General features: G+C 64.8%; 20 protein-coding genes, 1 pseudogene and 1 riboswitch. Of the genes and pseudogenes, 9 read left to right on the top strand and 12 right to left on the bottom strand.

Annotated elements, in window-relative coordinates:
- Nucleotides 1-26 precede the first annotated feature (26 nt).
- The 6 genes from mlaE to AC3WLT_RS13320 form a co-directional block, all read right to left on the bottom strand.
- Complete coding sequence (gene mlaE, locus AC3WLT_RS13345) at nt 27-794, bottom strand: lipid asymmetry maintenance ABC transporter permease subunit MlaE (RefSeq protein WP_492592190.1); 768 nt, start codon at nt 792-794, stop codon at nt 27-29.
- Nucleotides 791-1612 carry an ABC transporter ATP-binding protein gene (locus tag AC3WLT_RS13340; RefSeq protein ID WP_492592189.1) on the bottom strand — a complete coding sequence of 274 codons (822 nt, stop codon included), beginning with the start codon at nt 1610-1612 and terminating at the stop codon, nt 791-793. The genes mlaE and AC3WLT_RS13340 overlap by 4 nt, the downstream gene beginning before the upstream one ends.
- Nucleotides 1613-1706: 94 nt before the next feature.
- A complete protein-coding gene (gene thiE / locus AC3WLT_RS13335) occupies nt 1707-2810 on the bottom strand; it encodes a thiamine phosphate synthase (RefSeq protein ID WP_492592188.1) in 1104 nt (367 codons plus the stop codon).
- The gene (locus AC3WLT_RS13330) at nt 2807-3622 is read right to left on the bottom strand and encodes a thiazole synthase (RefSeq protein WP_492592187.1); all 816 of its coding nucleotides are present in this window, start codon (nt 3620-3622) and stop codon (nt 2807-2809) included. Before AC3WLT_RS13330 ends, thiE begins: the two co-directional genes overlap by 4 nt.
- A gap of 37 nt (nt 3623-3659) precedes the next feature.
- Nucleotides 3660-3857 (bottom strand): sulfur carrier protein ThiS, encoded by a 198-nt coding sequence (thiS, locus tag AC3WLT_RS13325; RefSeq protein ID WP_492592186.1) that lies wholly within the window; start codon nt 3855-3857, stop codon nt 3660-3662.
- A gap of 69 nt (nt 3858-3926) precedes the next feature.
- Nucleotides 3927-5057: an FAD-dependent oxidoreductase gene (locus AC3WLT_RS13320; RefSeq protein WP_492592185.1), complete on the bottom strand. Its 1131-nt coding sequence runs from the start codon at nt 5055-5057 to the stop codon at nt 3927-3929.
- A 223-nt stretch (nt 5058-5280) separates the two neighbouring features.
- Nucleotides 5281-5405, bottom strand: a riboswitch (TPP riboswitch).
- Nucleotides 5406-5871: 466 nt separating this feature from the next.
- Between AC3WLT_RS13320 and AC3WLT_RS13315 the strand changes: the two genes are divergently transcribed.
- From AC3WLT_RS13315 to AC3WLT_RS13295, 5 genes and pseudogenes are all read left to right on the top strand, one after another.
- The gene (locus tag AC3WLT_RS13315; protein WP_492592184.1) at nt 5872-7623 is read left to right on the top strand and encodes an ABC transporter ATP-binding protein/permease; all 1752 of its coding nucleotides are present in this window, start codon (nt 5872-5874) and stop codon (nt 7621-7623) included.
- Nucleotides 7620-7949: pseudogene (locus tag AC3WLT_RS13310) on the top strand (SDR family NAD(P)-dependent oxidoreductase); the annotation flags it as partial. The gene AC3WLT_RS13315 and the pseudogene AC3WLT_RS13310, both read left to right, overlap by 4 nt.
- A gap of 158 nt (nt 7950-8107) precedes the next feature.
- Nucleotides 8108-8569 (top strand): hypothetical protein, encoded by a 462-nt coding sequence (locus AC3WLT_RS13305; protein ID WP_492592183.1) that lies wholly within the window; start codon nt 8108-8110, stop codon nt 8567-8569.
- A gap of 59 nt (nt 8570-8628) precedes the next feature.
- The gene (locus AC3WLT_RS13300; RefSeq protein ID WP_492592266.1) at nt 8629-9270 is read left to right on the top strand and encodes a hypothetical protein; all 642 of its coding nucleotides are present in this window, start codon (nt 8629-8631) and stop codon (nt 9268-9270) included.
- A 101-nt stretch (nt 9271-9371) separates the two neighbouring features.
- A complete protein-coding gene (locus AC3WLT_RS13295; protein ID WP_492592182.1) occupies nt 9372-10112 on the top strand; it encodes a response regulator in 741 nt (246 codons plus the stop codon).
- A 51-nt stretch (nt 10113-10163) separates the two neighbouring features.
- Here AC3WLT_RS13295 and AC3WLT_RS13290 read toward each other — a convergent pair whose 3' ends face one another.
- From AC3WLT_RS13290 to AC3WLT_RS13280, 3 genes are all read right to left on the bottom strand, one after another.
- Nucleotides 10164-10835 (bottom strand): flagellar basal body L-ring protein FlgH, encoded by a 672-nt coding sequence (locus tag AC3WLT_RS13290; RefSeq protein WP_492592181.1) that lies wholly within the window; start codon nt 10833-10835, stop codon nt 10164-10166.
- 118 nt (nt 10836-10953) lie between these two features.
- Nucleotides 10954-11664 carry a hypothetical protein gene (locus AC3WLT_RS13285; protein WP_492592180.1) on the bottom strand — a complete coding sequence of 237 codons (711 nt, stop codon included), beginning with the start codon at nt 11662-11664 and terminating at the stop codon, nt 10954-10956.
- A gap of 3 nt (nt 11665-11667) precedes the next feature.
- Nucleotides 11668-11835, bottom strand: coding sequence for a DUF6726 family protein (locus tag AC3WLT_RS13280; RefSeq protein ID WP_492592265.1), 168 nt, complete (start codon nt 11833-11835; stop codon nt 11668-11670).
- Nucleotides 11836-12459: 624 nt separating this feature from the next.
- Here AC3WLT_RS13280 and AC3WLT_RS13275 point away from each other — a divergent pair.
- Both AC3WLT_RS13275 and AC3WLT_RS13270 read left to right on the top strand, forming a co-directional pair.
- Nucleotides 12460-13200, top strand: coding sequence for a response regulator (locus AC3WLT_RS13275; RefSeq protein ID WP_492592179.1), 741 nt, complete (start codon nt 12460-12462; stop codon nt 13198-13200).
- The gene (locus tag AC3WLT_RS13270; protein WP_492592178.1) at nt 13197-14468 is read left to right on the top strand and encodes an ATP-binding protein; all 1272 of its coding nucleotides are present in this window, start codon (nt 13197-13199) and stop codon (nt 14466-14468) included. Before AC3WLT_RS13275 ends, AC3WLT_RS13270 begins: the two co-directional genes overlap by 4 nt.
- A 214-nt stretch (nt 14469-14682) precedes the next feature.
- Here AC3WLT_RS13270 and AC3WLT_RS13265 read toward each other — a convergent pair whose 3' ends face one another.
- Nucleotides 14683-15633, bottom strand: a complete 951-nt coding sequence (locus AC3WLT_RS13265; RefSeq protein ID WP_492592264.1) for a tyrosine-protein phosphatase — start codon at nt 15631-15633, stop codon at nt 14683-14685.
- A 234-nt stretch (nt 15634-15867) separates the two neighbouring features.
- Between AC3WLT_RS13265 and AC3WLT_RS13260 the strand changes: the two genes are divergently transcribed.
- The gene (locus AC3WLT_RS13260) at nt 15868-17127 is read left to right on the top strand and encodes an MFS transporter (protein ID WP_492592177.1); all 1260 of its coding nucleotides are present in this window, start codon (nt 15868-15870) and stop codon (nt 17125-17127) included.
- Nucleotides 17128-17144: 17 nt separating this feature from the next.
- A complete protein-coding gene (locus AC3WLT_RS13255; RefSeq protein ID WP_492592176.1) occupies nt 17145-18410 on the top strand; it encodes a D-amino acid dehydrogenase in 1266 nt (421 codons plus the stop codon).
- Nucleotides 18411-18601: 191 nt separating this feature from the next.
- On the opposite strand, the gene AC3WLT_RS13250 is transcribed toward AC3WLT_RS13255, so the two are convergent.
- Both AC3WLT_RS13250 and AC3WLT_RS13245 read right to left on the bottom strand, forming a co-directional pair.
- Nucleotides 18602-20071 carry a glutamate synthase subunit beta gene (locus AC3WLT_RS13250; protein ID WP_492592175.1) on the bottom strand — a complete coding sequence of 490 codons (1470 nt, stop codon included), beginning with the start codon at nt 20069-20071 and terminating at the stop codon, nt 18602-18604.
- Nucleotides 20072-20200: 129 nt separating this feature from the next.
- Nucleotides 20201-24904 (bottom strand): glutamate synthase-related protein, encoded by a 4704-nt coding sequence (locus AC3WLT_RS13245; RefSeq protein WP_492592174.1) that lies wholly within the window; start codon nt 24902-24904, stop codon nt 20201-20203.
- Nucleotides 24905-25079: the final 175 nt, after the last annotated feature.

The following is a 25079-nucleotide window of genomic DNA, read 5'->3' as shown; positions in this document are numbered from 1 at the left end:
GCCGACGGCAAACGTACGGCGCAGTCTTAACTGAACATCAATGCAGTCAGCAGAAAATCGAGGCCGAGTACCGCAAGCGACGCGTACACGACAGTCTTGGTCGTGGCACGCGACACGCCTTCCGGCGTCGGCTTGGCTTCGTAGCCTTGAAACAGCGCCACGAACGTCACCGCGAGGCCGAACACCACGCTCTTGACGACCCCGGCGCCGACATCGCGCCAGACATCGACGCCGCCTTGCATCTGCGACCAGAACGCGCCGGCATCGACGCCGATCAGCAGCACGCCCACCACATAACCGCCCAGCACGCCGACCGCGCTGAAAATCGCGGCCAGAACCGGCATTGAAATAATGCCCGCCCACATGCGCGGCGCGACCACGACCTTGACCGGGTCCACCGCCATCATTTCCATCGCGGTGAGCTGCTCGCCCGCCTTCATCAAGCCGATCTCGGCGGTGAGCGACGTGCCGGCGCGTCCCGCGAACAGCAGCGCGGTCACCACCGGCCCGAGTTCGCGCACCAGCGACAGCGCGACCAGCAGCCCGAGCGCCTGTTCGGAGCCGTAGCGGTTCAGCGTGTAATAGCCCTGCAAGCCGAGCACGAAGCCGACGAACAGGCCCGACACCGCGATGATCACCAGCGAATAATTGCCGACGAAGTGGATCTGCTTTGTGACAAGGCGCGGACGGCGCAGCAAGGGGAAAAACTCGAGCACCAGCCGGAAGAAAAAGCGCGTGGCGTAGCCGGCCGTTCCCAGCCCGTCGAGCACCGAGCGGCCGAGTGAGCTGATCATGACTGGCCTCCGCCGATGCCGAAATCCGCCGCGAGCGGCGTCTGGCTGGGATAGTGGAATTTGAACGGGCCATCCGGCGCGCCGTCGATGAACTGGCGCACCGTAGGATCGGTCGACGCACGCAGTTCAGCCGGCGTGCCTTCGGCGAGAACGCCGCCGTTGGCGAGGAAATACACGTAATCGGCGATCGCAAACGACTCGGGCACGTCGTGCGTGACCAGGATCGACGTTGCGCCAAGTGCCTGATTCAGCGTGCGAATCAGATTCGCGGTGATGCCGAGCGAGATCGGATCGAGGCCGGCGAACGGCTCGTCGTACATCATCAGTTCGGGATCGAGGGCAATCGCGCGAGCCAACGCCACGCGCCGCGCCATACCGCCGGAAATCTCCGACGGCAGCAGATCGCGCGCGCCGCGCAAGCCTACTGCGTTGAGCTTCATCAACACGAGGTCGCGGATCAGTTCTTCGGGGATCTCGGTATGCTCACGCAGCGCGAAAGCAACGTTGCCGAACACCGACATGTCGGTAAACAGCGCGCCGAACTGGAACAGCATGCCCATCTTGCGGCGCAGCGCGTAGAGACCTTCCCGCGTTTGCTGGCCGACGTCCTGGCCGTGAAACAGCACCTGGCCGCGCTGGGCGCGCACCAGACCGCCGATCAGGCGCAGCACCGTGGTCTTGCCGCAACCCGAGCCGCCCATGACCGCGACCACCTGGCCGCGCTTGAAGCGCAGATTCAGGTTCGACAGGACGAGCCGGTCGCCATAGCCGAAGTCGACGTGGCGCAGCTCGAGTAAGGTCTCGGGGGAGGAAGACACGAAACTGACAGTCCTTTTACACGGAAGGCCGAATTATAGGGCCATCATGCAAAAGCTGCCGTGAGGTGCCCTGTCCCTTTACTCAAGTTGACGATTATTGCGTAAACGCGTGTTGCAGCGCAGAAACGGCGGCAGCGGGATCCGCCGCTTCCGTCACCGCCCGCACCACCGCTGCGCAGCCCACGCCGGTTGCCAGCACGTCCGGCAGCACTTGCAGATCGATTCCGCCGATTGCCACCAGCGGCACGACGCCGTCGAGCAGCCGCACGTAACGCGCGAGGCGCCGCAGGCCCTGCGGCGCGGTAGGCATGACCTTGGTGGTGGTGGGGAACACCGCGCCCAGTGCAATATAGCTTGGCCGGAAATGCAGCGCGGTCAGAATCTCGTAGAAACCGTGAGTGGACAAACCGAGCCGGACGCCTGCGGCGGCCAGCGCCTCGAGATCAGCCGTATGCACATCTTCCTGGCCAAGGTGGACGCCATAGGCGCCCGCTTCCAGCGCGGCTTGCCAGTGATCGTTGATGAAAACCTGGGCGTCGTGCTCGCGGCCGACGGCGACGCAACGGGCGATTTCGCGCTTCAGCTCATCGGCGGGTTCGGCCGATTTGCGGCGCAGCTGAACGGTTTTCACGCCGAAGCCCACCACCCGTTCGACCCATTCCGCGGTCGGCAGCACCGGATACAGACCCAGCCGGTCCGGGCAGCGCGCGAAGGCTTGCGCCGGCGCGTCCGGCAAACCGGCGATACGCGGAAAGCGCGCGAGGTCGGCCGGAAAGGCTTCGGCGGCGCGGGTTTCGTCGCCGTCGCGCCAGGCCAGAGCCAGCACCAGCGCGTCGTGCGGATCGAAACCGCAGTCCAGGAACGCGGCCAGCGCGGCGATCCAGTCTTCCGCCAGATGGCCCTCCAGCCGGTATTTCTCGCCGCCCAGATGCAGCGTCGCGCGGTTCTCGGCGGCTTCGATCACGCCCGCCCCCTGCACCAGCCAGCGCGCCACCTGTTCGCCATGCTGCTGCGCGTCGGCGACGATGATCAGATCGCCGCCGTTCGGCTCGTCCGGCGCGGTCAGGCAGATGCGCCACGGCGCATGCGTCGGCGGCCAGTCGCCCAGACGGGCGCGGATGCGCTCGGCGGCTTCGGTGAGTTCGTCGGCGGGCGGCCAGAAGAGGTCGCGGTCTTGCAAAGCCAAAGTCTGCGTCATGCGGCGCTCCCGTCTTGATGCCAGAACGGCATGCCGACCACCGGCGTGCTCGCGTGCGCGCTTTCGCGCTCGGCCATCGGCCCTGCCAGAAAGGCCTGGCGGCCCGCTTCGACGCCCAGTGCGAAGGCGCGCGCCATCGCGTCAGGATGCGTTGCCTGCGATACCGCGGTATTCAGCAGCACACCGTCGAAACCCCACTCCATCACCTGCGCGGCATGCGACGGCACGCCGAGCCCCGCGTCGACGATCAGCGGCACATCCGGCAGCCGCTCGCGCAGCACGCGCAGGCCGTACGGGTTGATCACGCCCTTGCCGGTGCCGATCGGCGCGCCCCACGGCATCAGCGCTTCGCAGCCCGCATCCAGCAGACGGCGGCCGATCACCAGATCCTCGGTGCAATACGGCAGGACCTTGAAGCCGTCCTTGACGAGCTGCGCGGCCGCTTCGATCAGGCCGACCGGATCGGGCTGCAACGTGTAGTCGTCGCCGATCAGTTCGAGCTTGATCCACTCGGTTTCGAAAATTTCGCGCGCCATGTGCGCAGTCGTCACCGCCTCGCCGACGGTCAGGCAGCCGGCCGTATTCGGCAGCAGCGGCACGCCGTGGCGCTTGAGCAGATCGAAGAAGCCGGCTTCGGCGCCGCCCTCGTTCATCTGCCGGCGCAGCGCGACGGTCACCATGCCGGGGTGCGCGGCGTCGATCGAATCGGACAGCGATTGCAGCGACGGATAGCGCGAGGTGCCGAGCAGCACGCGGCTCGCGAAGGTTTCGCCGTACAGCGTGAGCGCGTCGGCGGACTGGGGGGAGGTCATTTGCATAATCCTTGTCTCCGGCCATGCGCGGCGGCGCTCAGCCGCCTGCCACGGGTTGCACGACATCGAGCTTGTCGCCGGGCTGCAGCGCGCGCGCCACATGCTGGGTGCGCGCGACGAAATCGCCGTTCAGCGCGACCGCGAACGGCGGACGCGCGCCGTACGCGGCGAGCGCATCGGCGACGGTCGCGCCTTCGGGCAGCGACAACGGCTTCTGGTTGATATGAATGTCCATGGTGTGCGATTACGGTTCAATCGATGGCGGCAGCGGTCTCGCGTGCGCGTGCAAGAAAACACGCAACGCTCATGCTGGCTCCCGCGTGGAATCCAGTTGAAACAGCTCGCTCCAGCGCGCCGCGCGTTGCCAGTCGGCGAAGGCCTCGGCATCGCCGATGCGGCCGTCGAGCAGCGCCGCGGCGAAGCGCACCGCTTCGTCGGCGACTTCGGGCACGATCATGTAGCCGTGCCGGTACAGGCCGTTCACGCGCAAGGTCTGCGCGCCGTCCCACAGCAAGGCCGGACGGTGGTCCGGCAAAGTCGGGCGGCACTGCGAATTCAGTTCGAGGATGCGTGCCTCGCCGAAGCCGGGATGCACGGAAAATGCCGCGCTCAGCAGTTCGAGCGCCGAGCGCACGCTGACCGGCGACATGTCCTCGCCTTCCACCTCGGTCGCGCCGATCACGTAGAGATCGTCCTGCTTCGGCGCGATATAGAGCGGATAGCGCGGATGCAGCAGGCGCACCGGCCGCGTCAGGTTGATACCGGGCGCATGCACGCGCGCGACTTCACCGCGAATGCCGCGCAATGTGGGCAGAACCGCCTTCGCGCCGAGACCGCGGCAATCGATCGTGACGCGCGCGGGCGGCAGCGCATGATCGTCGACGGGCGTGTTCCAGTGCGTTTCGACGCCGCGCCCGGCGAGACCCGCTGCCAACGCGGACAACACCTGACGGTTATCCAGCTGCCCCTCGCGCGGCAGCAGCCAGCCCTGATTGAAGCGGCCCGCCAACGCCGGTTCAGCGGCGCCGACCTGTGCGCCGGCGAGCGTCACGAAGCCGCCGTCGAGCAGCTCGGCGGGCGCATTCGCGCGCACCCGGCGTTCGAACAGGGGCGCTTCGGTGCGGTCGGCGTGATGCCATACGACCAGCGTGCCGTTGCGCTGGAAAAAAACTGGTTCGGGCAACTCGGCCAGCACGCGCGGCCAGGTTTCGAGCGAACTCGCGCCGAGCCGCGTAATCAGCGACTCGGCGCTGGCGGCCTCGGCAAGCGGCGCGAGCATCGCAGCGGCGACCCACGCGGCGGCCTGCGAACCGGTGGCGTCGCCACGCTCATAGAGCGCCACGCGATGCCCCTCGCCGGCCAGGCGCCACGCAACGAGGCGCCCGCACAGGCCGCCGCCGAGTACCGCGAAGTCGGGTTGTGCAGGACGGTTCATCGTGCGCACTCCCGATTACAGCGACGGCAAGCAAGGCTAAAGCAGAACGGCACGCAGACAGCAGCGTGGCGAAGAGCAAAACTCATGTCTGAAGAATAGGCGGTCATCGAGTCCTTTCCGTACGGCAACAAGCGCACGTACCCAGGACGAAACCGGCGGGTAAGGCCGGCCGGACAACACGCGCGTCTCAATGACGGACGCCGCCCGGCGGGGAATGGAAGACTGGCTGCTTCCGGAAACTTCCCGCGCCGGTATTACCCGGATCGGGTGCAAAGGGTCTCTCTCAGCCTCGCCGCCGCTGCATGGACATCCATGCAACTCGTGCGCGAAGCACCCCTGTTTCGTCGAAGGTCATTAGACCATAAAAGGCGCAGCGCCCGCAAACCAGCGGGACGTGCGATCGCCCGCGGTTGATTCGGCACCATCTATCGATTCATCAATACGACCGCACACGCCGCTCTGGCACAATGCCGGGATCGGATGCCGCAGGAGCCTGGCGTCGGCGGCACGCCCTGGCAGACCGCTCAGTCAGGCGGTCAGCCAGCCGCTGTCGGCCGCTCAGATGGCAGCTCAATCAGTTGCCTGGTCGGCCGCGCGAAGGCGGCATCGAGGCGGCTCCCCAAGGCGGAAATTAATTTCCGCTTAAGGGGGTCGAGCCAGAATCGAACGCTCACCCGGGCGTGCGTTCGTCGAGCACGACGCCCGGGCATGCACCGCAAACCCGCCGTGGGTCAGCCCGATACGGGTCCGCTCCACATGGGCCGGCCTGAGATGGGCCAGCCCGCAATGGGCCAGCACTACCATCAGGATGCTCATGACAATGAATACCTCTGCCAGCCCCGCGCTGCCGCCGGACGAAAAAGTCTCCGCCTGGAGCCTGATCAAGCCTTACTGGGTCTCCGAAGAACGAAAAACGGCGTGGGGGCTGCTCGTCGCAATCATCGTGATGAATCTGCTCGTCGTGTGGATCAACGTGCGCCTGAATCGCTGGAGCGCCGACTTCTACAACGCGCTGCAAACCAAGAACGTGCACGATTTCCCGCACCTGCTGATGGTGTTTTCGGGGCTCGCGTTCGGCTTCATCATCCTCGCGGTGTACGGCCGCTATCTGCGCCAGATGCTCGGCTTCCGCTGGCGCCAGTGGCTGACCACGCGCTATCTGAACGAATGGCTGCATGACAGCGCCTTCTACCGGATCGAACGCGACCGTCTTGCCGACAACCCCGACCAGCGGATCAGCGACGACCTGCAATCGTTCGCCACCAGCACGCTGACGCTGACGCTCGATCTGCTGTCCACCGTCGTCACGCTGGTGTCGTTCATCACGATCCTGTGGTCGCTGGCCGGCGCGCTGACCGTCTCGCTCGGCGGCATGCCGATTCAGATTCCGGGCTACATGGTGTGGGCCGCGGCGCTCTACGCGGTGGCCGGTTCGCTGATCATCCAGAAGGTCGGCCATCCGCTCGTGTCGATCAATTACCAGGCGCAGAAGGTCGAGGCGGATTTCCGCTTCGGCCTGATCCGTCTGCGTGAAAACGCCGAGCAGATCGCTTTCTACAACGGCATGGAAACCGAGAAGACGAACGCGAACACGCTGTTCGGCCGCATCCGCGGCAACTGGTGGCAGGTGATGAAGTACACCAAGCGGCTCACCTTCGTGCTGAGCTTCTATGGCCAGATCGCGATCATCTTTCCGTTGGTGGTCGCCGCGCCGCGCTACTTCGCGGGAGCCTTCACGTTCGGCGTGCTGATGCAGATTTCGAGCGCATTCGGCACCGTCAGCGATTCGTTTTCGTGGTTCATCAACAGTTACGGCACCCTGGTCGAATGGCGCGCTACCGTGAACCGGTTGCGTGAATTCAAGCGCGTCGTGCACGCGCCGCGCCTGAAGGAATCAGTGTCGCCGGCTACCGCGCATGGCGGCATCAACCTGCATTTCGTCGACGACGACAAGCTCTCCACCGACGGCCTCAAACTCGCGCTGCCGAACGGCAACCCGCTGTCGCGCATTCGCGATATCGCGATTCAGCCGGGCTCGCGCTGGCTGGTGCGCGGTCCGTCCGGCTCGGGCAAGAGCACGCTGATGCGCGCGCTCGCGGGCCTCTGGCCGTTCGGCGACGGCTCGATCGACGCGCCGGTCAACGCGCGCATGATGTTCATCCCGCAAGTCAGCTACATGCCGATCGGCACGCTGAAAGCGGCGCTCACCTACCCTTCCCCCGCCGATACCTATACCGACGACGAATGCCGCGAAGCGCTGCGCGTCTGTCATCTGTCGGAGTACGCAGACCGCTTGCAGGAATCGGGACACTGGACGCGGATTCTGTCGCCGGGCGAGCAACAACGTTTGGCCGCCGCGCGCGTGCTGCTGCACAAGCCCGACTACCTGTTCCTCGACGAAGCGACCAGTGCGCTCGACGCAGAAAACGAAGCGCGTCTTTATCACCTGTTCACCGAGCGGCTGCCGAAGGCGGCGATCGTCAGCGTCGCGCATCGCGAATCGCTGGCGGCTTACCACGGGGAAACGCTCGACGTCGAGCGTTCTGACGAACCCGTCGCGGCATGAGCGGCGCTGAATTCGAACGCGTCGTGCTGATCACCGGAGCCGGCTCGGGCATCGGTGCGGCACTGGCCCGACGCATTGCCGCGCCGCGCACGGCGTTGATGCTGCATGCACGCGGCGCCGACAACGAAGCGCGCCAACGGCTCGCCCAGGTCGCCGCCGATTGCAGCGCGAACGGCGCAAACTGCGCGACGGTGTTCGACGATCTGGTCGAACGTGGCGCCGCGGAGCACGTCATTCACCAGACGCTCGCGAGCTTCGGCGCCCTCGATCAACTGGTCGCCAACGCGGGCCACGCGCGCGGCCATCGCATGTCGCAAAGCAACCCGCCGCAAGATCCGGAAACACGCGAGAAGAGTTAGAAAGCATTTACGAAGCGGGCAAGCTGTTCCCCGCTTTGAAAATGCCCTGTAGCAGCGACGATTGTCGTGCGGGCCGAACCACGTCCAGCCCGCCACGCCATTCACTGCTACCGGACTCCCCGCACATGTCACTCGATCGCCGCGCCCATCCTCTGATCCTGCGCCTCGCGCTCGCTCCCGGCGCAGCACTGCTGCTCTCGAGCGCCGCTTACGCTGCGCAAGCCTCCCAGCCGAGCGAGCCGGCAGACGTTTGCCCGGCGCTCAAACACATCGTCGACGCACCCGATTTCAAGCAATTGCACACGCAGCCCGCCGCGCAATTGCCGGGGCTGTCGAACGCGGACGACTGCCGCGCGGACAGCCACTCGTACGATTGCCACTGGCGCGCGCATTGGCAGGCCGACGGCGTCGTCAACGATCCGCTCGAAGAATTCGGCGCCGATATCGCCGCCTGCTTTCCGAACGTCGTGCACGACGCCAACACGCCGACGCGGCAGCATTTCATCGTGACCACCGCCGAGCGGCGCGTCAGCATCACTGCCAGCGTGCAAGGGCAAAACGAATTGCGCCTGCGCGTCACGCGCTGAGCGTGAGCTCGATCGCCGTTGTCCGCCGCCTTGTTCACCGTTGCGAGACGCCCCGCGCCATGACCTTCACGCCGAGCTTGCGCGCTTTCGCTTCAACGCCTGCCCCACTGGCTGGATGGGCCATGTTGCGGCGGCCTGGCGCCCGGCTTGCCGCCGCCGCCCTGCTCGCCTTCGGCCTGAACGGTTGCGCGTGGACGCTGATCTCGGCGGCCGATGCCACCGGTTCGGTGATTCAGGCAGGCTACGCGATCGCGGCGAACTATTCGTCGCCGACCTTCGTCAACGGGCAGCCGGCGTCAGTGCATAACGTCTGCATCGAAGTGAATCAGGCGGTATCGGTCGGCGATTTCGTGCCGGCGCTGCAACTCGCGCTCGAGCGGCGCGGCATTCGTTCGGACGTCTACAATCCGGGCACCTCGCCGGCCGGCTGCGAAGCGCGGCTCGTCTATAACGCCGCGATCGACTACGGCCGCCGCTCGTTCAGCGACGAGTCGATTCAGTACCTGTCGATCATCGATCTGACGCTGATCCAGCACGGCCGCATTCTGGTCACCGCGCGTTATCAGACCGGCGGCCTCAACACCGATCGCTTCTCCAGCGCGTCGACCAAGCTCAACGGTTTGATCGAGCGGATGGTGGTCGATCAGACCGCGTTCAGTCCGCAACCGATGCAGACCATTCAAACTTCCCAGGTGAACTGAGCAAGCAAGTTGAGCAGCCCGCTTGCTTTCTCTTACACGGGAAAGGATTCGAAAGCGTTGCGCGCTTTGCGCCGCTCGCACGGATCACTAAGATGATCCGGATGAACCAATCCATTCTGGTCGTCGACGACGACCCCGTCGTACGCGAGCTCGTCAGCGGATATCTGCAAGGGCGCGGTTTCAAGGTTTCCGTGCTCGAACACGGTATGGCGTTGCAGCGTAAATTGCAGGACGACCGTCCGGCGCTGGTCGTGCTCGACATCATGATGCCGGAGCTCGACGGCATCAGTGCGCTGCGCGCGCTGCGCGTCGCCGGCGACGATATTCCCGTGATTCTGCTGACCGCGCGCGCCGATGTGATCGACCGCGTGATCGGCCTCGAACTCGGCGCCGACGACTATCTCGGCAAGCCGTTCGAGCCGAGCGAGCTGGTCGCGCGGATCCGCACGGTGCTGCGCCGCCGCGGCGCGATTGCGCCGAGCGCGCCGGAGCATCGTGCGCCGTATCGCTTCGGCCGCTTCGAGGTGAATTTCCCGGCGCGCGAGTTGCGCCGCGACGGCGAACGCATCACGCTGCGTTCCAGCGAATTCGCCATGCTCAAGGTGTTCGTCACGCATGCGATGACCGTGCTGACGCGCGCGCAGTTGCTCGAGAAACTGCACGGCAATAGCGAGCTGCATCGCAATCGCAGCCTGGACGTGTCGATCTGGCGTTTGCGGCGGCTGATCGAAGTCGATCCGTCCGAGCCGCGCTATGTGCAAACCGTGTGGGGACGTGGCTATGTATTCGTGCCGGACGGCGAAATCGGCGCGGCGGAACGCAGCGCGCCGCCGCTCGCTTAGCGTAGCGTTGGAGTGTGAAACGAAGTACGCCTCGCGTTCGAGGCGTCGGCGCTAGAACGTCAGCACGCTCAGGAACATGCGCTGCAGCCAACCCATCGTCGTTGCGTCGGACACCATCCCCACGCCGGCCTGTTCGATGCGCGCGTTCGCGACCTTGCCCGAAGCGACATAATTGCCCGCTTCGATATCCTTCGGATTGACGATGCCGGACAGGCGCAAGCGGTCGCGGTTGCCGCTCATCGAGATGACCTTCTCGCCCGACACCACCAGATTGCCGGTAGACATGGTGCCGATCACGGTGACCGCCAATGTGCCGGTCATGCCGCTGACATCGGTGAGACTGCCCTGCCCTTTGAAGTCGGTGTTGGCCGAGCCGACATTGAAGAGTTTCGCGAGCCGCGCGGCGGCGTTGCTCGAATGATCGGCGGCGTCGGCGGTGATGCTGCTCGATCGGCTCGCCGCCGCGGTCGAGCTATTGTTGCCGCTATACGATTCCGCGAGGCGAATCGTCAGCACGTCGCCGATATGCTGCGCGCGCGGCGTTTCATAGAGCAGCAGCGGCGTGCCCGCCTGATAGATCGCGCCCTGCGTGTTGACGTTCAGCGGCGCCGACGCGAGCGGCGGCAACATCGGCGTGTCGACGATCGAGTTCTGGCTGCTGCTGGCGCAAGCCGCGAGGCAGGCCGCCGCGCCTAGCGCGACAGTGAGACGTAGCGCAGTCATGCGTGCTCCTTGGCCGGATCGGCCGGAATGAAAAAAGCGGACCTTGCGGCCAGCGTGCCGGAATGGTCACAGGCGCGGTCACACGCGTGGTCGCCTGCGCGGCAGCCGAAGCGACATATCAACCCGCCTCCGCGCCGCTCGCCTGCCATTGCCGCACGACCGATTTCACCCATGCGTCCGAACCCTTCAGCAGATAGGTGAGCGTGCCATTGCGGGTGCCCGGCAGAAAACACAAGGTGATCGAGCTCACCGCGTTTTCCCAGACGTACATCGGCATCGCGCCGGACGTCGATGCCTGTTGCGCGACGCGGCGCGGCGCGCCGTAACGGTCGGCGAGCGCCTCGCGCAGGTCTTCGGCGGTGACCTCGTCGATCACGAAGGAAATCTCGTACAGACGCAGTGCGCTCTGCTCGTCGACGCGCGCAAAGCGCAGCACGTGCTCCTGCGCCGGCGCGCCGTCGACGACGGCTTGCGAGACGGCCCAGCCGTCGTCTGCGCGATGTGCCCAGCGGCACGCAACGGTCAGACTCTCATGCGATTTCAGCCGCATGCCAAGCGCGCCCGCCTGCACGTCCGTCTCGCAGACGGGCACGCTGCCGAGCGGCGTCGCCCGCACGGTCGAGCCGGAACGGAACTCGTCGAGCGTGATGCCGAGCGCAATGCCTCGAAACGCGAACGGAGCGTCCGGCGAACGCTTGCGCGCATCGGCGGGCGCGCCCTTCGACGCAGCGCTGGCAGCCGCTTCGCGCGCCGCCGGCTGCGCCGTCGCGAGCAACGGGAACATTGCGCCGACGAGCCCCAATGCACAGGCAATCCGTTTGAGTGTCATGATTCAGTCGATGGCGGATGCACACATGTCGAAAGGCGTGGCCGCCGCATGACCGATCACCGGGACGATTTTCAGCGTCACCGAGGTCAGCCGGCACGGCAGTGCCGCGACGCTGCAGCCGCCGAGCGGCAGCAGCGCCGCGCCAAGCGTCAACCACGCAGCGACACGGATGGAGCGGTCGAATATTTTCGGGGTCGACACACGGGCCTCGGTGCGTCAGGCTGTCGTGTTGACGGTATGCCCGACGAGCCCCGCAGGCACCGACGGCGACACCGGAGTGGCGGATTCCCGCGCTTGCGGCGTCGCCGGCTGGCTGCTCGGAGCCGAAGGCTTCTCCGCCGCCGGCGTAGACGCTAGTGAAGGAAGGTGGGTTGAGAAATTACTGTGAACGGTCATGATGAGCCTTGCGTGGCACCAGGTTTCGATTTCACGCCGCCTGTCGCGGGCCCAAGGCGTCAGGCTGTTTTCGACATGCGGCGCAACGTACTGCACGACGAATCATCTCGCCGCACGCGCGGTGGCGATGCACGAAGAAAAGCGCGCTTTTCAGCGGTGCTTACGAGCCGTTGCGATCCATTTCGATCGAGCGCCAATTCTTTCATCAGATGAATATCAGCGATGCGAAACGTTTTCCGCCTTGCCGGGCGGGTTGCCAAATATGGCAGCGCTGAAATATGCGGTGAGCCTTTGCCGGCGGGCCTCGCGCGACAAGCGCAGCGCGCGGCGCGCGGCTCCGTAAGCATTGGTAAGAAAACAGTCGGCCGCGCGTCACGCGCGCCAGTCTAGAATTTCGCCATGAATCCACAGGTCCTTATCGTCGACGACGACCCGGTCGTACGCGATCTGCTATGCAAATTTCTGCAATCGAACGGCTTCGACGCGTCGGTGCTGCACGAAGGCACGCATCTGCAACGCCGGCTCGAACGTGAACGGCCGTCGGTGGTCGTGCTCGACATCATGATGCCGAACACCGACGGCCTGCGCGCGCTCACCGCGTTGCGCGCCGCCGGCGACGACATCCCGGTGATCTTCGTGACGGCGCGCGGCACGGTGGCCGACCGTATCGTCGGGCTCTCGCTCGGGGCGGACGATTACCTGACCAAGCCGTTCGATCCCCGCGAATTGCTCGCGCGGATCCATACGGTGCTGCGCCGCCGCGGCCCCTCCACCACCAGTGCGCCGGAGGCCCGCAAGCCGTATCGCTTCGGTCCGTTCGAACTCGACTTCGCTACGCGTTCGCTGTCGCGCGAGGACTCGAAGCTCCCGCTGCGCGACAGCGAGTTCGCGCTGCTGAAGATCTTCGTCAACAACCCGTACAAGGTGCTGTCGCGCGTGCTGATTCACGACCTCGTGCATCGCGACAATCTCGCCTTCCGCGACCGCAGCCTCGACGTGCCGATCTGGCGCCTGCGCCGGGTGATCGAAGACGATCCGTCCAACCCGTGCTACGTGCAAACCGTGCGAGGTAAAGGCTACGTGTTCGTGCCCGACGCCGACGGCACGCCTTTCGCCGACGAGGCCGCCTCAAGCGCATGAAAAACCCGCTGAACACGCTGTTCGGCAGAATGGCGTTGCTCTCGACGGCGGTGTTGTTCGCGATTCAGGCGGGCTGGTTCGTACTGGTGGTGATGCAGCCGCCGCGCCATGAAATCGACGGCTTCGCGCGCGGCATTCTGCTGGTCCTGCAGGCGCTCAACGGCGAACCGATCAAGGGCGCCGCGCTCGCGCCCGCCATGCGCGTGCACCTCGTGCCCACCTGGAACATGCCGGCGAGTGTCCATCTGCGCACGCCGACCAGCCGTCAGCTGGTCGAATTGAGCCGGCATTTGCGCGAGAACTTGCCGCCCGGCACCCAGATCGCCGTCGACGATGTGCACCCGCCCCAGTTGTGGGTACTGTCCCCCGGCAAATCCAACTGGGTGGTCGTGCCGGTCGACGTTCCGCCGCGCCCCCGCTTTCTCATCGAATCGGTATCGATGCTGCTGGCCGCGCTGATCCTGTCGCTGCTCGCGGTCTGGCAGATGCAGCGGCCCTTGTCGCGCGTCGCGGAGGCCGCGCTCGAGTTCGGCTCCGGCGGACGGCCGGAACCGGTCACTGTGCAGGGTCCGCGCGAACTGCGCGAACTGATCGGTTCGTTCAACGACATGATGCGGCGCCTGAACGAAGCCGGCGACGACCAGGCGGTCATGCTCGCCGGCGTCGCGCACGATCTGAAAGCGCCGCTCACGCGGCTCAAATTGCGCGCGAGCGTGCTGGTCGCGGAAAGCGAGCGCGCGGGCCTGATCCGCGACGTCGACTCGCTGACCAACATCGTCCAGCAGTTTCTGGAATTCGCCGGCCAGTCCGCGGACGCCGGGCCGCCGGTCGAAGTCGACGAATTTCTGCAGGAACAGTTTTCCGCCACCGACAGCGCCGAGGCGCCGCTTTTCACGCTCGATCTGCAAGCCGGATCGTCATTCAGGCTGCCGCGCACGCTGCTCGACCGGCTCGTGACGAACCTCGTCGACAATGCGCTCGAGCATGGCGTGCCGCCGGTGGATATCGCCACGGCGCGTAACGACCGGCATTGGGTCATCAGCGTGCGCGACCACGGTCCGGGCATTCCCGACGACCGCATTGCCGCGGCCATGAAACCGTTCGTACGGCTCGATGCCGCGCGTGGCGGCGAAGGCCATTGCGGCCTGGGACTGGCGATCGTGGCGCGGCTTGCGCACGATCGCGGCGGCCGCTGTCATGTGCGCAATCATGCGCAAGGCGGGCTGGACGTGCGGATCGAACTGCCGGTTGGATTGGGAGAAACGTGAAAGGGTTGGGCGGCGATACCGGTGTATCCACTGAGGCACCCACCGAAGTACCCACTTACGCGCCCTTACCGGATGGGCTTTCCCGATGGCTGCGGCCTTATAGTCAGCCCCGGCAACCTCGATGCCGCCCTTCTCTGTCCGCCCTGTTATTTCGGGCGGACTTTTTTTCGTCTGCGCCTGGCGCTCGGGTGCGTGCGCGGCGCGCCGCCGCGATTCAGGCCACGAGGCGGTCGTGCAAGGTATCGATAGTTGCCTGAGACACCCCGAGGCCTTGCGTCAGATAGCTCGCCATCGTGCCGTAGCTCGCCTGCACCTGATCGAACCCCGCTTGCAGATAACTTTCCTGAACGCTGAGCAATGGCGCCTCGATCGCCGCCGCGGCGGCGCCGCTTTGCGACCGCAGTGTGTCGGTGCTCGCCTTGATCGACAGCGCCGAGTAGACGTTGCTCAGCAGGTAGTCCTGCATGATGACGTCGAGCGGCACGTTGGCGATGCTGAGCAGCAAAGCCGCGACCCAGCCGGTGCGATCCTTCCCGGCACTCGAATGAAACAGCTGCGCGCCCGCCCCGCTGGCGAGTTGCGTAAGGAGCGCGCCGTAGCTGGCGCGCTGGGCGGCGCCGGTGACATAGGAGCGCGCCTCGGCTTCCATGAAGGCGACGGCGGCGGCGGCCGAATCGAGCGAGGGCACGACGAAATCGTTCGTGCCGAGGACGTTGAAGACCGTCGATGTCGCACTGGCGGGCAGGACGTCGGCGGTACGCGCGATTTCGCCCGGTGTGCGCAGATCGCAGACCGTGGCGATGCCGAGTTTGCCGACTGCGGCCTGGTCTGCCGGGCTGAGTGTCAGGGCGTTCGAGCGATAGAAAGCGCCACGGCGCATCTGTTTGCCGTCGACGGTCGGGTAGCCGGCGGCGGCGCCCGCCACATCGCGGAAATTGTTGACCGAAGCGAGCCGCGGGGTTTCCGGCTGAGCGGCATCGAGATTCCCGCCGCCACAGGCGGAGAGCAGCGGGCTGCTCAGGGTCGACAGCAGCAGGACGCCCGCCGAGCTTTTCAGGAACGCGCGGCGTGAGTCGGCTGCCCGTAAGGGCGGGTTCTGGGCTGCCCGCAAGGACGTGCTCGCAGAGCGGAGGTGTGGCGAGCAGGTTTTTCCAGTTGCGGACATTCGGGTCGGTGGCTCGCGCGGGCGTAAGGGTGGATTTTCGCAGCTTGAGCGCTGCGAACGCAGTTTAACGGCGGCAAATATTTTTTGGGTTACATAGTAGTAGTTGGTAAGGATCGGGTTCTGGTTTGCCATTTTTGACCACGCCTGTCCCCACAACACCTCACCCCGTAGAATAGAAAAACCCCACCACGAAGCCGCCGACACGCGAGATATTCCCGGAGACTACAAAAAAATATGCCTTCTCTCCAATGGTTCACCGAGCTCACCCAGCGCGAACGCCGTACCCTTTATGCCGGCTTCGGCGGCTACGCAGTAGACGCCTTCGACTTCATGATCTACTCATTCCTCATCCCGACGCTGATCGCGACATGGGGCATGACCAAAAGCGAAGCGGGCATGATCGCCACCAGCTCGCTGATCTCGTCGGCTTTCGGCGGCTGGCTCGCCGGCATTCTCGCCGATCGCTATGGCCGGATCCGCGTGCTCCAGTGGACCATCGCCACCTTCGCGATCTTCACCTGCCTGTCCGGCTTCACGCACTCGTTCTGGGAACTCCTTACCACCCGCACCCTGCAAGGCGTCGGCTTCGGCGGTGAATGGTCGGTCGTGACGATCATGATGGCGGAAACCATCCGCTCACCTCAGCATCGCGCGAAAGCGGTCGGCACGGTGCAAAGCAGCTGGTCCTTCGGCTGGGCGGCGGCGGCCATCATCTATTGGGCGTTCTTCGCGCTGCTGCCGGAACAATACGCATGGCGTGCCTGCTTCTGGATCGGCCTGCTGCCCGCGCTATGGATCATCTACATCCGCCGCAATGTCAGCGATCCGGACATTTTTCTCGAAACCCGCCGCGCGCGCGAAAGCGGCTTCGATACCTCGCACTTCCTGCAAATCTTCTCGCTCCCTCACCTCGGCACCACCCTGCTCGGCAGCGCACTGTGCACCGGCATGCTCGGCGGCTATTACGCGATCACCACCTGGCTGCCCACCTATCTGAAAACGGTCCGCCATCTGTCGGTGTTCAATACGAGCGGCTATCTGATCGTGCTGATCGCCGGTTCGTTTACCGGCTATGTCGTCGGGGCGATTCTGAGCGATAAGCTCGGGCGGCGCGCTTCGTTCGTGCTGTTCGCCATCGGCTCGTTCGTGCTCGGCATGGCCTACACGATGCTGCCGATCACCGACGGCATGATGCTCGCGCTCGGCTTTCCGCTTGGTATCGTCGTACAAGGAATTTTCGCGGGCGTGGGCGCCTATCTGTCGGAGCTGTATCCGAATGCGATCCGCGGGTCGGGGCAAGGCTTCTGCTACAACCTGGGGCGTGGCCTCGGCTCGTTCTTTCCGATTCTGGTCGGTACACTGTCGCAAACCATGACGCTTGTTAAGGCGATGGGCATCGTCGCCGGTTCGGGCTATCTGCTGGTGATCGTCGCCGCGTTGTGTCTGCCGGAAACCAAAGGCAAAGTGCTCGGCGCGACCATTCCCACCGCCTGACAGCGCAGTACAAACACATGAATACGATTGTTCTGGGCGGCGGCGTGATCGGCGTCGCCACCGCTTTTTATCTGCGTCGACAAGGCTGCGAAGTCACCCTGATCGAGCGCGAGCCGGACGTCGCGCTCTCCACCAGTTTCGGCAACGCCGGCGTGATCGCACCGGGCTACGTGACGCCGTGGGCCGCGCCGGGCATGCCGGCGAAAATCCTCAAATATCTGTTCAAGCCGGCCTCGCCGCTGATCTTCCGCCCCACTCTCGATCCGGCTCAATGGCGCTGGATTGCGCGCTGGCTGCGCGAATGCGATCTCGAACGCTTTCGCGTCAACAAGCAGCGGATGCAGCGCATCGCCTATTACAGCCGCGACTGTCTGCACGAATTCCGCAGCCGTCATCCGTTCGACTACGGCCGCAGCCAGGGCTATCTGCAGTTGTTTCGCAGCGAGTACGACGTCGAACTCGCGCAACCCGCGCTGACGGTTCTGCGCGACGCCGGCATCGCGCACCGCGAGGTCAGTGCGGCGCAATGCGTGGCGATCGAGCCGGGCTTGCGCTGGGCGCGTCAGGCACCGCTGTCGGGTCTCTACCTGCCCGACGACGAAGCCGGCGATTGCGCCCGCTTCACCCGCGAATTGCGCGCGATCTGCGAGCGCAACGGCGTACGCTTTCGCTTCGACACGCGCGTCACGTCGCTCGATGTGCAAGGCCGTGCGGTGCGCGGCGTGCGTATCGAGAGCGAGCGCGGCGGCGAGACGTTGCAGGCGGATGCGGTGGTGGTCGCGCTGGGCGTCGATAGTGCGGCGCTGCTTGCGCCGCTCGGCGTGAAGGTGCCGCTCTATCCGGTGAAGGGCTATTCGGCGACGCTGCCGGTCACCGATGATGAAAAAGCGCCGCACGCGGCGTTGATGGACGAATCGCTGAAAACGGCGATCACGCGCTTCGGCAACAACCTGCGCGTGGCCGGCACCGCGGAACTCGGCAATCGCCAGACGACGCTGCGTGAGCAGGCCTTGCAGACGCTGATGAAAGTGCTCAGCGACTGGTTCCCGCACGCGGCCAATCCGACTTCCGCGCATTTCTGGGTCGGCCGCCGTCCGATGACGCCCGATGGCGCGCCGTTGCTCGGTGCGTCCGGCGTGGACAACCTGTGGCTGAACCTCGGACACGGCTCCACGGGCTGGGCGATGTCGATGGGTTCGGGTCGCGTGGTCGCGGATCTGATCACGCGGCGCAAGCCGGAGATCGATCTGGAAGGACTCACGTTGGCGCGGTATCGGAAGTAACCCGCAGCAGACATAAAAAAGCCGGGTCACCCTCTCGGGCGCCCGGCTTCGTGTTACCGCTTTGATGTACTGCGTATGTGCCGCTTATGTGCCGCTTATGTGCCGCTTACGCGCCACATTGTCGTCTCCACCTCTTCCTGCAAGCTGTGGCCGGTTTCCGTGCCCAGAGGCGTAAAACCGGCCGGAGACGTTTAGCGCGGCAGTTCCGAATGACCCATCAGGTACGCATCGACTGAACGTGCGCACTGGCGGCCTTCGCGGATCGCCCACACCACCAGCGACTGGCCCCGGCGCATGTCGCCCGCGGTGAACACCTTGTCCACCGACGTGTAATACGCCTTGTCGCCTTCGGTCGACGCCCGCACGTTGCCGCGATTGTCCTTGTCGACGCCGAACGCTTCGAGCACCGGCGACACCGGCTGCGTGAAGCCCATCGCGAGCAGCACCAGATCGGCCTTCATTTCGAATTCGGAGCCCGGCACTTCCTGCATCTTGCCGTCCTTCCATTCGACGCGCGCGGCGATCAGCTTCTCGACCTTGCCGTTCTTGCCTTCGAGGCGCTTGGTCGCCACCGACCAGTCGCGCGAGCAGCCTTCGTCATGCGACGACGAGGTGCGCAGCTTGATCGGCCAGTACGGCCACACGAGCGGCTTGTTCTCTTCTTCCGGCGGTTGCGGCAGCAGTTCGAACTGCGTGACGCTCTTCGCGCCATGACGGTTCGACGTGCCGACGCAGTCCGAGCCCGTATCGCCGCCGCCGATCACGACCACATGCTTGCCCTTGGCGAGCAGCTGGTTCGGGACCTTGTCGCCGGCATTGACCTTGTTCTGCTGCGGCAGGAATTCCATCGCGTAGTGGATGCCTTCGAACTCACGGCCCGGCACCGGCAGATCGCGCGGCGTTTCCGAACCGCCCGTCAGCACGACGGCGTCGAACTGTTCTTTCAGCTCGGCCGGCGTGATGGTTTCCTTCGCCGTGTTGCCGATGTGCGCCGGCAGCGAATCCGCCTTGCCGATGAACACGTTGGCGCGGAACGTCACGCCTTCGGCTTCCATCTGGCGCATGCGGCGATCGATCAGCCACTTCTCCAGCTTGAAGTCAGGAATGCCGTAACGCAGCAGGCCGCCGATGCGGTCGTTCTTTTCGAACACGGTGACATCGTGCCCCACGCGCGCCAGCTGCTGCGCGACCGCCAGACCCGCGGGGCCGGAACCGACCACGGCGACCTTCTTGCCGGTCTTGTGCTTCGGCGGCTGCGGCGCAACCCAGCCTTCGGCCCAGGCTTTGTCGATGATCGCGTGTTCGATCGACTTGATGCCGACCGGGTCGTCGTTGATGCCGAGCGTGCATGCCGCTTCGCACGGCGCCGGGCAGATACGGCCGGTGAACTCCGGGAAGTTGTTGGTCGAGTGCAGCACTTCGATCGCGTTCTTCCAGTCCTGATGGAACACCAGGTCGTTGAAGTCCGGGATGATGTTGTTGACCGGGCAGCCGTTGTTGCAGAACGGAATGCCGCAGTCCATGCAACGTGCGCCTTGAATCTTCGCTTCGTCGTCGGTCAGTGCGGCGACGAATTCCTTGTAGTGCTTCACACGCGTGAGCGGAGCTTCGTACGCCTCGTGGCGGCGCTCGAACTCGAGAAAACCGGTTGCCTTGCCCATGTGGTTCTCTTCTCTATCTGTATCAGGTGGGGTGATCTACACCCGCCGCGCGGAACGATTCAACGGTCGGCGCGGCGGGTATGGCTAAATGTGACGTCTTTCTGCGCTGGCAGCGACGAGGTCCGGCAGTCAAGCAGCGAGGACTTCCTTGTTCGCCTTCTTCGCAGCCATTTCGCCGAGCGCGCGCTTGTATTCGGTCGGGAACACCTTCACGAACTGACGGCGCGATGCGTCCCAGTTTTCGAGCAGCGCCTTCGCACGCGGCGAACCCGTGAACTGGAAGTGACGTTCGATGAGTCCCTTGAGCAGGGCTTCATCGGTGATGCCGGTGTGCCACAAGCCCTTGTCGACCGTGCGTTCCTGTTCGGCCTGTTGCAGGACCGGATCGAGCGCGACCATCGACTTGTTGCACTTGCCCGCGAACGTGTTGTCCGGGTCGTACACATAGGCGAGCCCGCCCGACATGCCGGCCGCGAAGTTACGACCCGTTTCGCCGAGCACGACGACCGTGCCGCCCGTCATGTATTCGCAACCGTGGTCGCCCGTGCCTTCGACAACCGCCGTCGCACCCGAGTTACGCACGCAGAAACGCTCGCCGGCCACGCCGCGGAAGAAGGACTCGCCTTCGATCGCGCCGTACATCACCGTATTGCCGCAAATGATGTTTTCTTCCGACTTGCCGCGGAAATCGTTCGTGGGACGGATGATGATGCGGCCGCCCGACAGACCCTTGCCGACGTAGTCGTTACCGTCGCCGACCAGATCCAGCGTGACGCCCTTCGCGAGGAACGCGCCGAAGCTCTGGCCCGCGGTGCCCTTCAACTGGATGTGGATCGTGTCGTCGGGCAGGCCGTCGTGGCCGTACTTCTTCGCGATCGTGCCGGACAGCATCGCGCCGACCGTACGGTTCACGTTGCGCACCGGCTGGATGAACGAGACGTGCTCGCCCTTCTCGATCGCGGCCTTCGCCTTCTCGATCAGCGTGTGGTCGAGCGCGCGGGCCAGACCATGGTCCTGCACGTCGACGTGCTTGCGCGCAACTTCAGCCGGCACTTGCGGCTGGTAGAACACCCGCGAGAAGTCGAGACCCTTCGCCTTCCAGTGCTCGATGCCCTTCTTCATGTCGAGCAGTTCGGCGTGGCCGATCAGGTCGTCGAACTTGCGGATGCCCAGTTGCGCCATGAGTTCGCGCGCTTCTTCGGCAACGAAGAAGAAGAAGTTGACGACGTGTTCCGGCTGCCCCTGGAATTTCGCACGCAGCACCGGATCTTGCGTCGCGACGCCGACCGGGCAGGTGTTCAGGTGGCACTTGCGCATCATGATGCAGCCTTCGACGACGAGCGGCGCCGTCGCAAAGCCGAATTCGTCCGCGCCGAGCAGCGCGCCGATCACGACGTCGCGACCGGTCTTCATCTGACCGTCGGCCTGCACGCGGATACGGCCGCGCAGCTGGTTCAGCACCAGGGTCTGCTGCGTTTCCGCCAGACCCAGTTCCCACGGCGTGCCGGCATGCTTCACCGACGACAGCGGCGACGCGCCCGTGCCGCCGTCATGGCCGGCGATCACGACGTGATCGGCCTTCGCCTTGGCGACACCCGCGGCCACCGTGCCGACACCCGATTCCGACACCAGCTTCACCGACACGCTGGCCGCCGGGTTGGCGTTCTTCAGGTCGTGAATCAGCTGCGCCAGATCTTCGATCGAGTAGATGTCGTGGTGCGGCGGCGGCGAAATCAGGCCGACACCCGGCACCGAGTAACGCAGCTTGCCGATGTACTCGGACACCTTGTGGCCCGGCAGCTGGCCGCCTTCGCCCGGCTTCGCGCCTTGCGCCATCTTGATCTGGATCTGATCGGCCGACGCGAGGTATTCCGCCGTCACGCCGAAACGGCCCGACGCCACCTGCTTGATCTTCGAGCGCAGCGAATCGCCGTCCTTCAGCGGAATGTCGACGATCACTTCGTCGCCGATCACGGATTTCATCGTGTCGCCGTTCTTGATCGGAATGCCGCGCAGTTCGTTGCGGTAACGGTTTTCGTCCTCGCCGCCTTCGCCGGTATTCGACTTGCCGCCGATGCGGTTCATCGCGACCGCCAGCGTGGCGTGCGCTTCGGTGCTGATCGAGCCGAGCGACATCGCGCCGGTGGCGAAACGCTTGACGATTTCCTTCACCGGTTCGACTTCGTCGAGCGGGATCGCCTTCGACGGGTCGAGCTTGAACTCGAACAGGCCGCGGAAGGTCATGTGGCGCTTGGTCTGATCGTTGATCAGATGCGCGTATTCCTTGTACGTCTGGTACGAGTTGCTGCGCGCCGAGTGTTGCAGCTTGGCGATCGCATCCGGCGTCCACATGTGTTCTTCGCCGCGCACGCGGTACGCGTACTCGCCGCCCGCGTCCAGCATGTTCGCGAGGATCGGGTTGTCGCCGAACGCGTCGCGATGCAGTCGAATCGCTTCTTCCGCGACGTCGAACAGACCAATGCCGCCGACCTTCGACGAGGTGCCCTTGAAGTACTTCGACACCAGGTCTTCCGCGAGGCCGACGGCTTCGAAAATCTGCGCGCCGGTGTACGACATGTAGGTCGAAATGCCCATCTTCGACATGACCTTCTGCAGGCCTTTGCCGACTGCCTTGGTGAAGTTGTAGACCGCCTTTTCCGCCGACAGGTCACCCTTCAGGCCGGCCGCGAGCTGGCCGAGCGTTTCCATCGCGAGGTACGGGTGCACGGCTTCCGCGCCGTAGCCCGCGAGCAGCGCGAAGTGGTGCGTTTCACGCGCCGAGCCAGTTTCGACGACCAGACCCGTGCTCGTGCGCAGACCTTGCTGCACGAGGTGCGTGTGGATCGCAGCCGTGGCGAGCAGCGCCGGGATCGCGACGTTGTCGCGGTCGGTCTTGCGGTCCGACACGATCAGCATGTTGTAGCCGGACTTGACCGCGTCGACGGCTTCCGCGCACAACGACGCGAGACGCGCCTCGATGCCTTCCTTGCCCCAGGCCACCGGATAGCAGATGTTCAGTTCATACGAACTGAACTTGCCGCCCGTGTACTGATCGATCGCGCGGATCTTCGCGATGTCCTTGAAGTCGAGCACCGGTTGCGACACTTCGAGACGCATCGGCGGGTTGATGTTGTTCGTGTCGAGCAGGTTCGGCTTCGGACCGACGAACGACACCAGCGACATCACCATGTTTTCGCGGATCGGATCGATCGGCGGGTTCGTCACCTGCGCGAACAGCTGCTTGAAGTAGTGATAGAGCGTCTTGTTCTTGTTGGACATGACCGCCAGCGGCGAGTCGTTGCCCATCGAACCGACGGCTTCCTCGCCGGCTTGCGCCATCGGCGCCATCAGGAACTTGAGGTCTTCCTGCGTGTAGCCGAACGCCTGCTGGCGATCCAGCAAGGCAGCGGCCTCGCGGCGTTCCGTGACGACGTCTTCGGCCTTCGGCTCGATTTCGTCGAGCTTGATACGAACTGCGTCGATCCAGCTCTTGTACGGCTTGGCGTTGGCGAGGTTGTCCTTCAGTTCCTTGTCGTCGATGATGCGGCCGTGTTCCATGTCGATCAGGAACATCTTGCCCGGTTGCAGACGCCACTTCTTGACGATTTTCGACTCAGGGATCGGCAGCACGCCGGCTTCCGACGCCATGATGACGAGGTCGTCGTCGGTAATCACATAGCGGGCCGGACGCAGGCCGTTACGGTCGAGCGTCGCGCCGATCTGACGGCCGTCGGTGAAGGCGATCGCGGCGGGGCCGTCCCACGGCTCCATCATCGCGGCGTGGTATTCGTAGAACGCGCGGCGGTTGTCGTCCATCAGCGTGTGCTGCTCCCAGGCTTCCGGGATCATCATCATCATTGCGTGGACGAGCGGGTAGCCGGCCATCACCAGCAGTTCGAGACAGTTGTCGAACGATGCCGTATCGGATTGGCCCGGATAGATCAGCGGCCACAGCTTCGGCAGATCGTCGCCGAGCACGTGCGATGCGATCGCGCCGGTGCGGGCGTTCAGCCAGTTGACGTTGCCCTTCACCGTGTTGATTTCGCCGTTGTGGGCGATCATCCGGTACGGGTGAGCCAGTTCCCACGCCGGGAACGTGTTGGTCGAGAAGCGTTGGTGCACCAGCGCCAGCGCCGAGACGGTGCGCTCGTCCTGCAGGTCACGGTAGTACACGCCGACCTGGCCGGCCAGCAGCAGGCCCTTGTAGACCACCGTGCGCGCCGACATGGACGGCACGAAGTATTCCTTGCCGTGCTTGAGCTTGAGCGCCTGGATGCGGTGGCTGGCGGTCTTGCGGATCACGTACAGCTTCCGCTCGAGCGCGTCGGTCACCATGATGTCCTTGCCGCGGCCGATGAAGATCTGGCGGATCAGCGGCTCGCTCGCCTTGACGGTGGGCGAAATCGGCATGGTGTGGTCGACCGGCACGTCGCGCCAGCCCAGCACGACCTGGCCTTCGGCCTTCACCGTGCGCTCGAGCTCCTGTTCGCAGGCCAGACGCGACGCGTGTTCCTTCGGCAGGAACACCATGCCGACGCCGTATTCGCCGTGCGGCGGCAGCGTCACGCCCTGCCTGGCCATTTCCTCACGGTAGAAGCCATCCGGAATCTGAATCAGGATGCCCGCGCCGTCGCCCATCAGCGGATCGGCACCGACGGCGCCCCGGTGGTCGAGGTTCTCGAGAATCTTCAGGCCTTGCTCGATGATCTCGTGGCTTTTCTTGCCCTTGATGTGAGCGACGAAGCCGACGCCGCAGGCGTCGTGCTCATTTTGCGGGTCGTACAGACCTTGCGCGGCGGGAACCGGGTGAGTCGGTTGCTGGTGGTCGTTCATGGGGACACCGTCTGTGAGGGGCCGGACAGGCCGTTAAACCGTTTTTTTATTGCCGCAGTGCGCACCGCCACCGCGACGACACTCTCTACGCTGGATGCTACGCGTACCAAAAAGCGCCGGAATTCGGAATATACGCGACGAATCAATGGAATAGCAAACAAAACCTGATGGTACG

Source organism: Paraburkholderia sp. FW306-2-2C-D06C, assembly GCF_058781505.1.
The sequence above is the reverse complement of the archived record's forward strand: the minus strand, read 5'-3'. Positions and strand labels throughout refer to the sequence as shown.

Excerpts from the sequence above, each read along its gene's own strand:
- mlaE (WP_492592190.1), bottom strand. The coding sequence starts at position 794 with ATGATCAGCTCACTCGGCCGCTCGGTGCTCGACGGGCTGGGAACGGCC.
- thiE (WP_492592188.1), bottom strand. The coding sequence starts at position 2,810 with ATGACGCAGACTTTGGCTTTGCAAGACCGCGACCTCTTCTGGCCGCCC.
- AC3WLT_RS13330 (WP_492592187.1), bottom strand. The coding sequence starts at position 3,622 with ATGACCTCCCCCCAGTCCGCCGACGCGCTCACGCTGTACGGCGAAACC.
- thiS (WP_492592186.1), bottom strand. The coding sequence starts at position 3,857 with ATGGACATTCATATCAACCAGAAGCCGTTGTCGCTGCCCGAAGGCGCG.
- AC3WLT_RS13320 (WP_492592185.1), bottom strand. The coding sequence starts at position 5,057 with ATGAACCGTCCTGCACAACCCGACTTCGCGGTACTCGGCGGCGGCCTG.
- AC3WLT_RS13315 (WP_492592184.1), top strand. The coding sequence starts at position 5,872 with ATGACAATGAATACCTCTGCCAGCCCCGCGCTGCCGCCGGACGAAAAA.
- AC3WLT_RS13305 (WP_492592183.1), top strand. The coding sequence starts at position 8,108 with ATGTCACTCGATCGCCGCGCCCATCCTCTGATCCTGCGCCTCGCGCTC.
- AC3WLT_RS13300 (WP_492592266.1), top strand. The coding sequence starts at position 8,629 with ATGACCTTCACGCCGAGCTTGCGCGCTTTCGCTTCAACGCCTGCCCCA.
- AC3WLT_RS13295 (WP_492592182.1), top strand. The coding sequence starts at position 9,372 with ATGAACCAATCCATTCTGGTCGTCGACGACGACCCCGTCGTACGCGAG.
- AC3WLT_RS13290 (WP_492592181.1), bottom strand. The coding sequence starts at position 10,835 with ATGACTGCGCTACGTCTCACTGTCGCGCTAGGCGCGGCGGCCTGCCTC.
- AC3WLT_RS13285 (WP_492592180.1), bottom strand. The coding sequence starts at position 11,664 with ATGACACTCAAACGGATTGCCTGTGCATTGGGGCTCGTCGGCGCAATG.
- AC3WLT_RS13275 (WP_492592179.1), top strand. The coding sequence starts at position 12,460 with ATGAATCCACAGGTCCTTATCGTCGACGACGACCCGGTCGTACGCGAT.
- AC3WLT_RS13270 (WP_492592178.1), top strand. The coding sequence starts at position 13,197 with ATGAAAAACCCGCTGAACACGCTGTTCGGCAGAATGGCGTTGCTCTCG.
- AC3WLT_RS13265 (WP_492592264.1), bottom strand. The coding sequence starts at position 15,633 with ATGTCCGCAACTGGAAAAACCTGCTCGCCACACCTCCGCTCTGCGAGC.
- AC3WLT_RS13260 (WP_492592177.1), top strand. The coding sequence starts at position 15,868 with ATGCCTTCTCTCCAATGGTTCACCGAGCTCACCCAGCGCGAACGCCGT.
- AC3WLT_RS13255 (WP_492592176.1), top strand. The coding sequence starts at position 17,145 with ATGAATACGATTGTTCTGGGCGGCGGCGTGATCGGCGTCGCCACCGCT.
- AC3WLT_RS13250 (WP_492592175.1), bottom strand. The coding sequence starts at position 20,071 with ATGGGCAAGGCAACCGGTTTTCTCGAGTTCGAGCGCCGCCACGAGGCG.
- AC3WLT_RS13245 (WP_492592174.1), bottom strand. The coding sequence starts at position 24,904 with ATGAACGACCACCAGCAACCGACTCACCCGGTTCCCGCCGCGCAAGGT.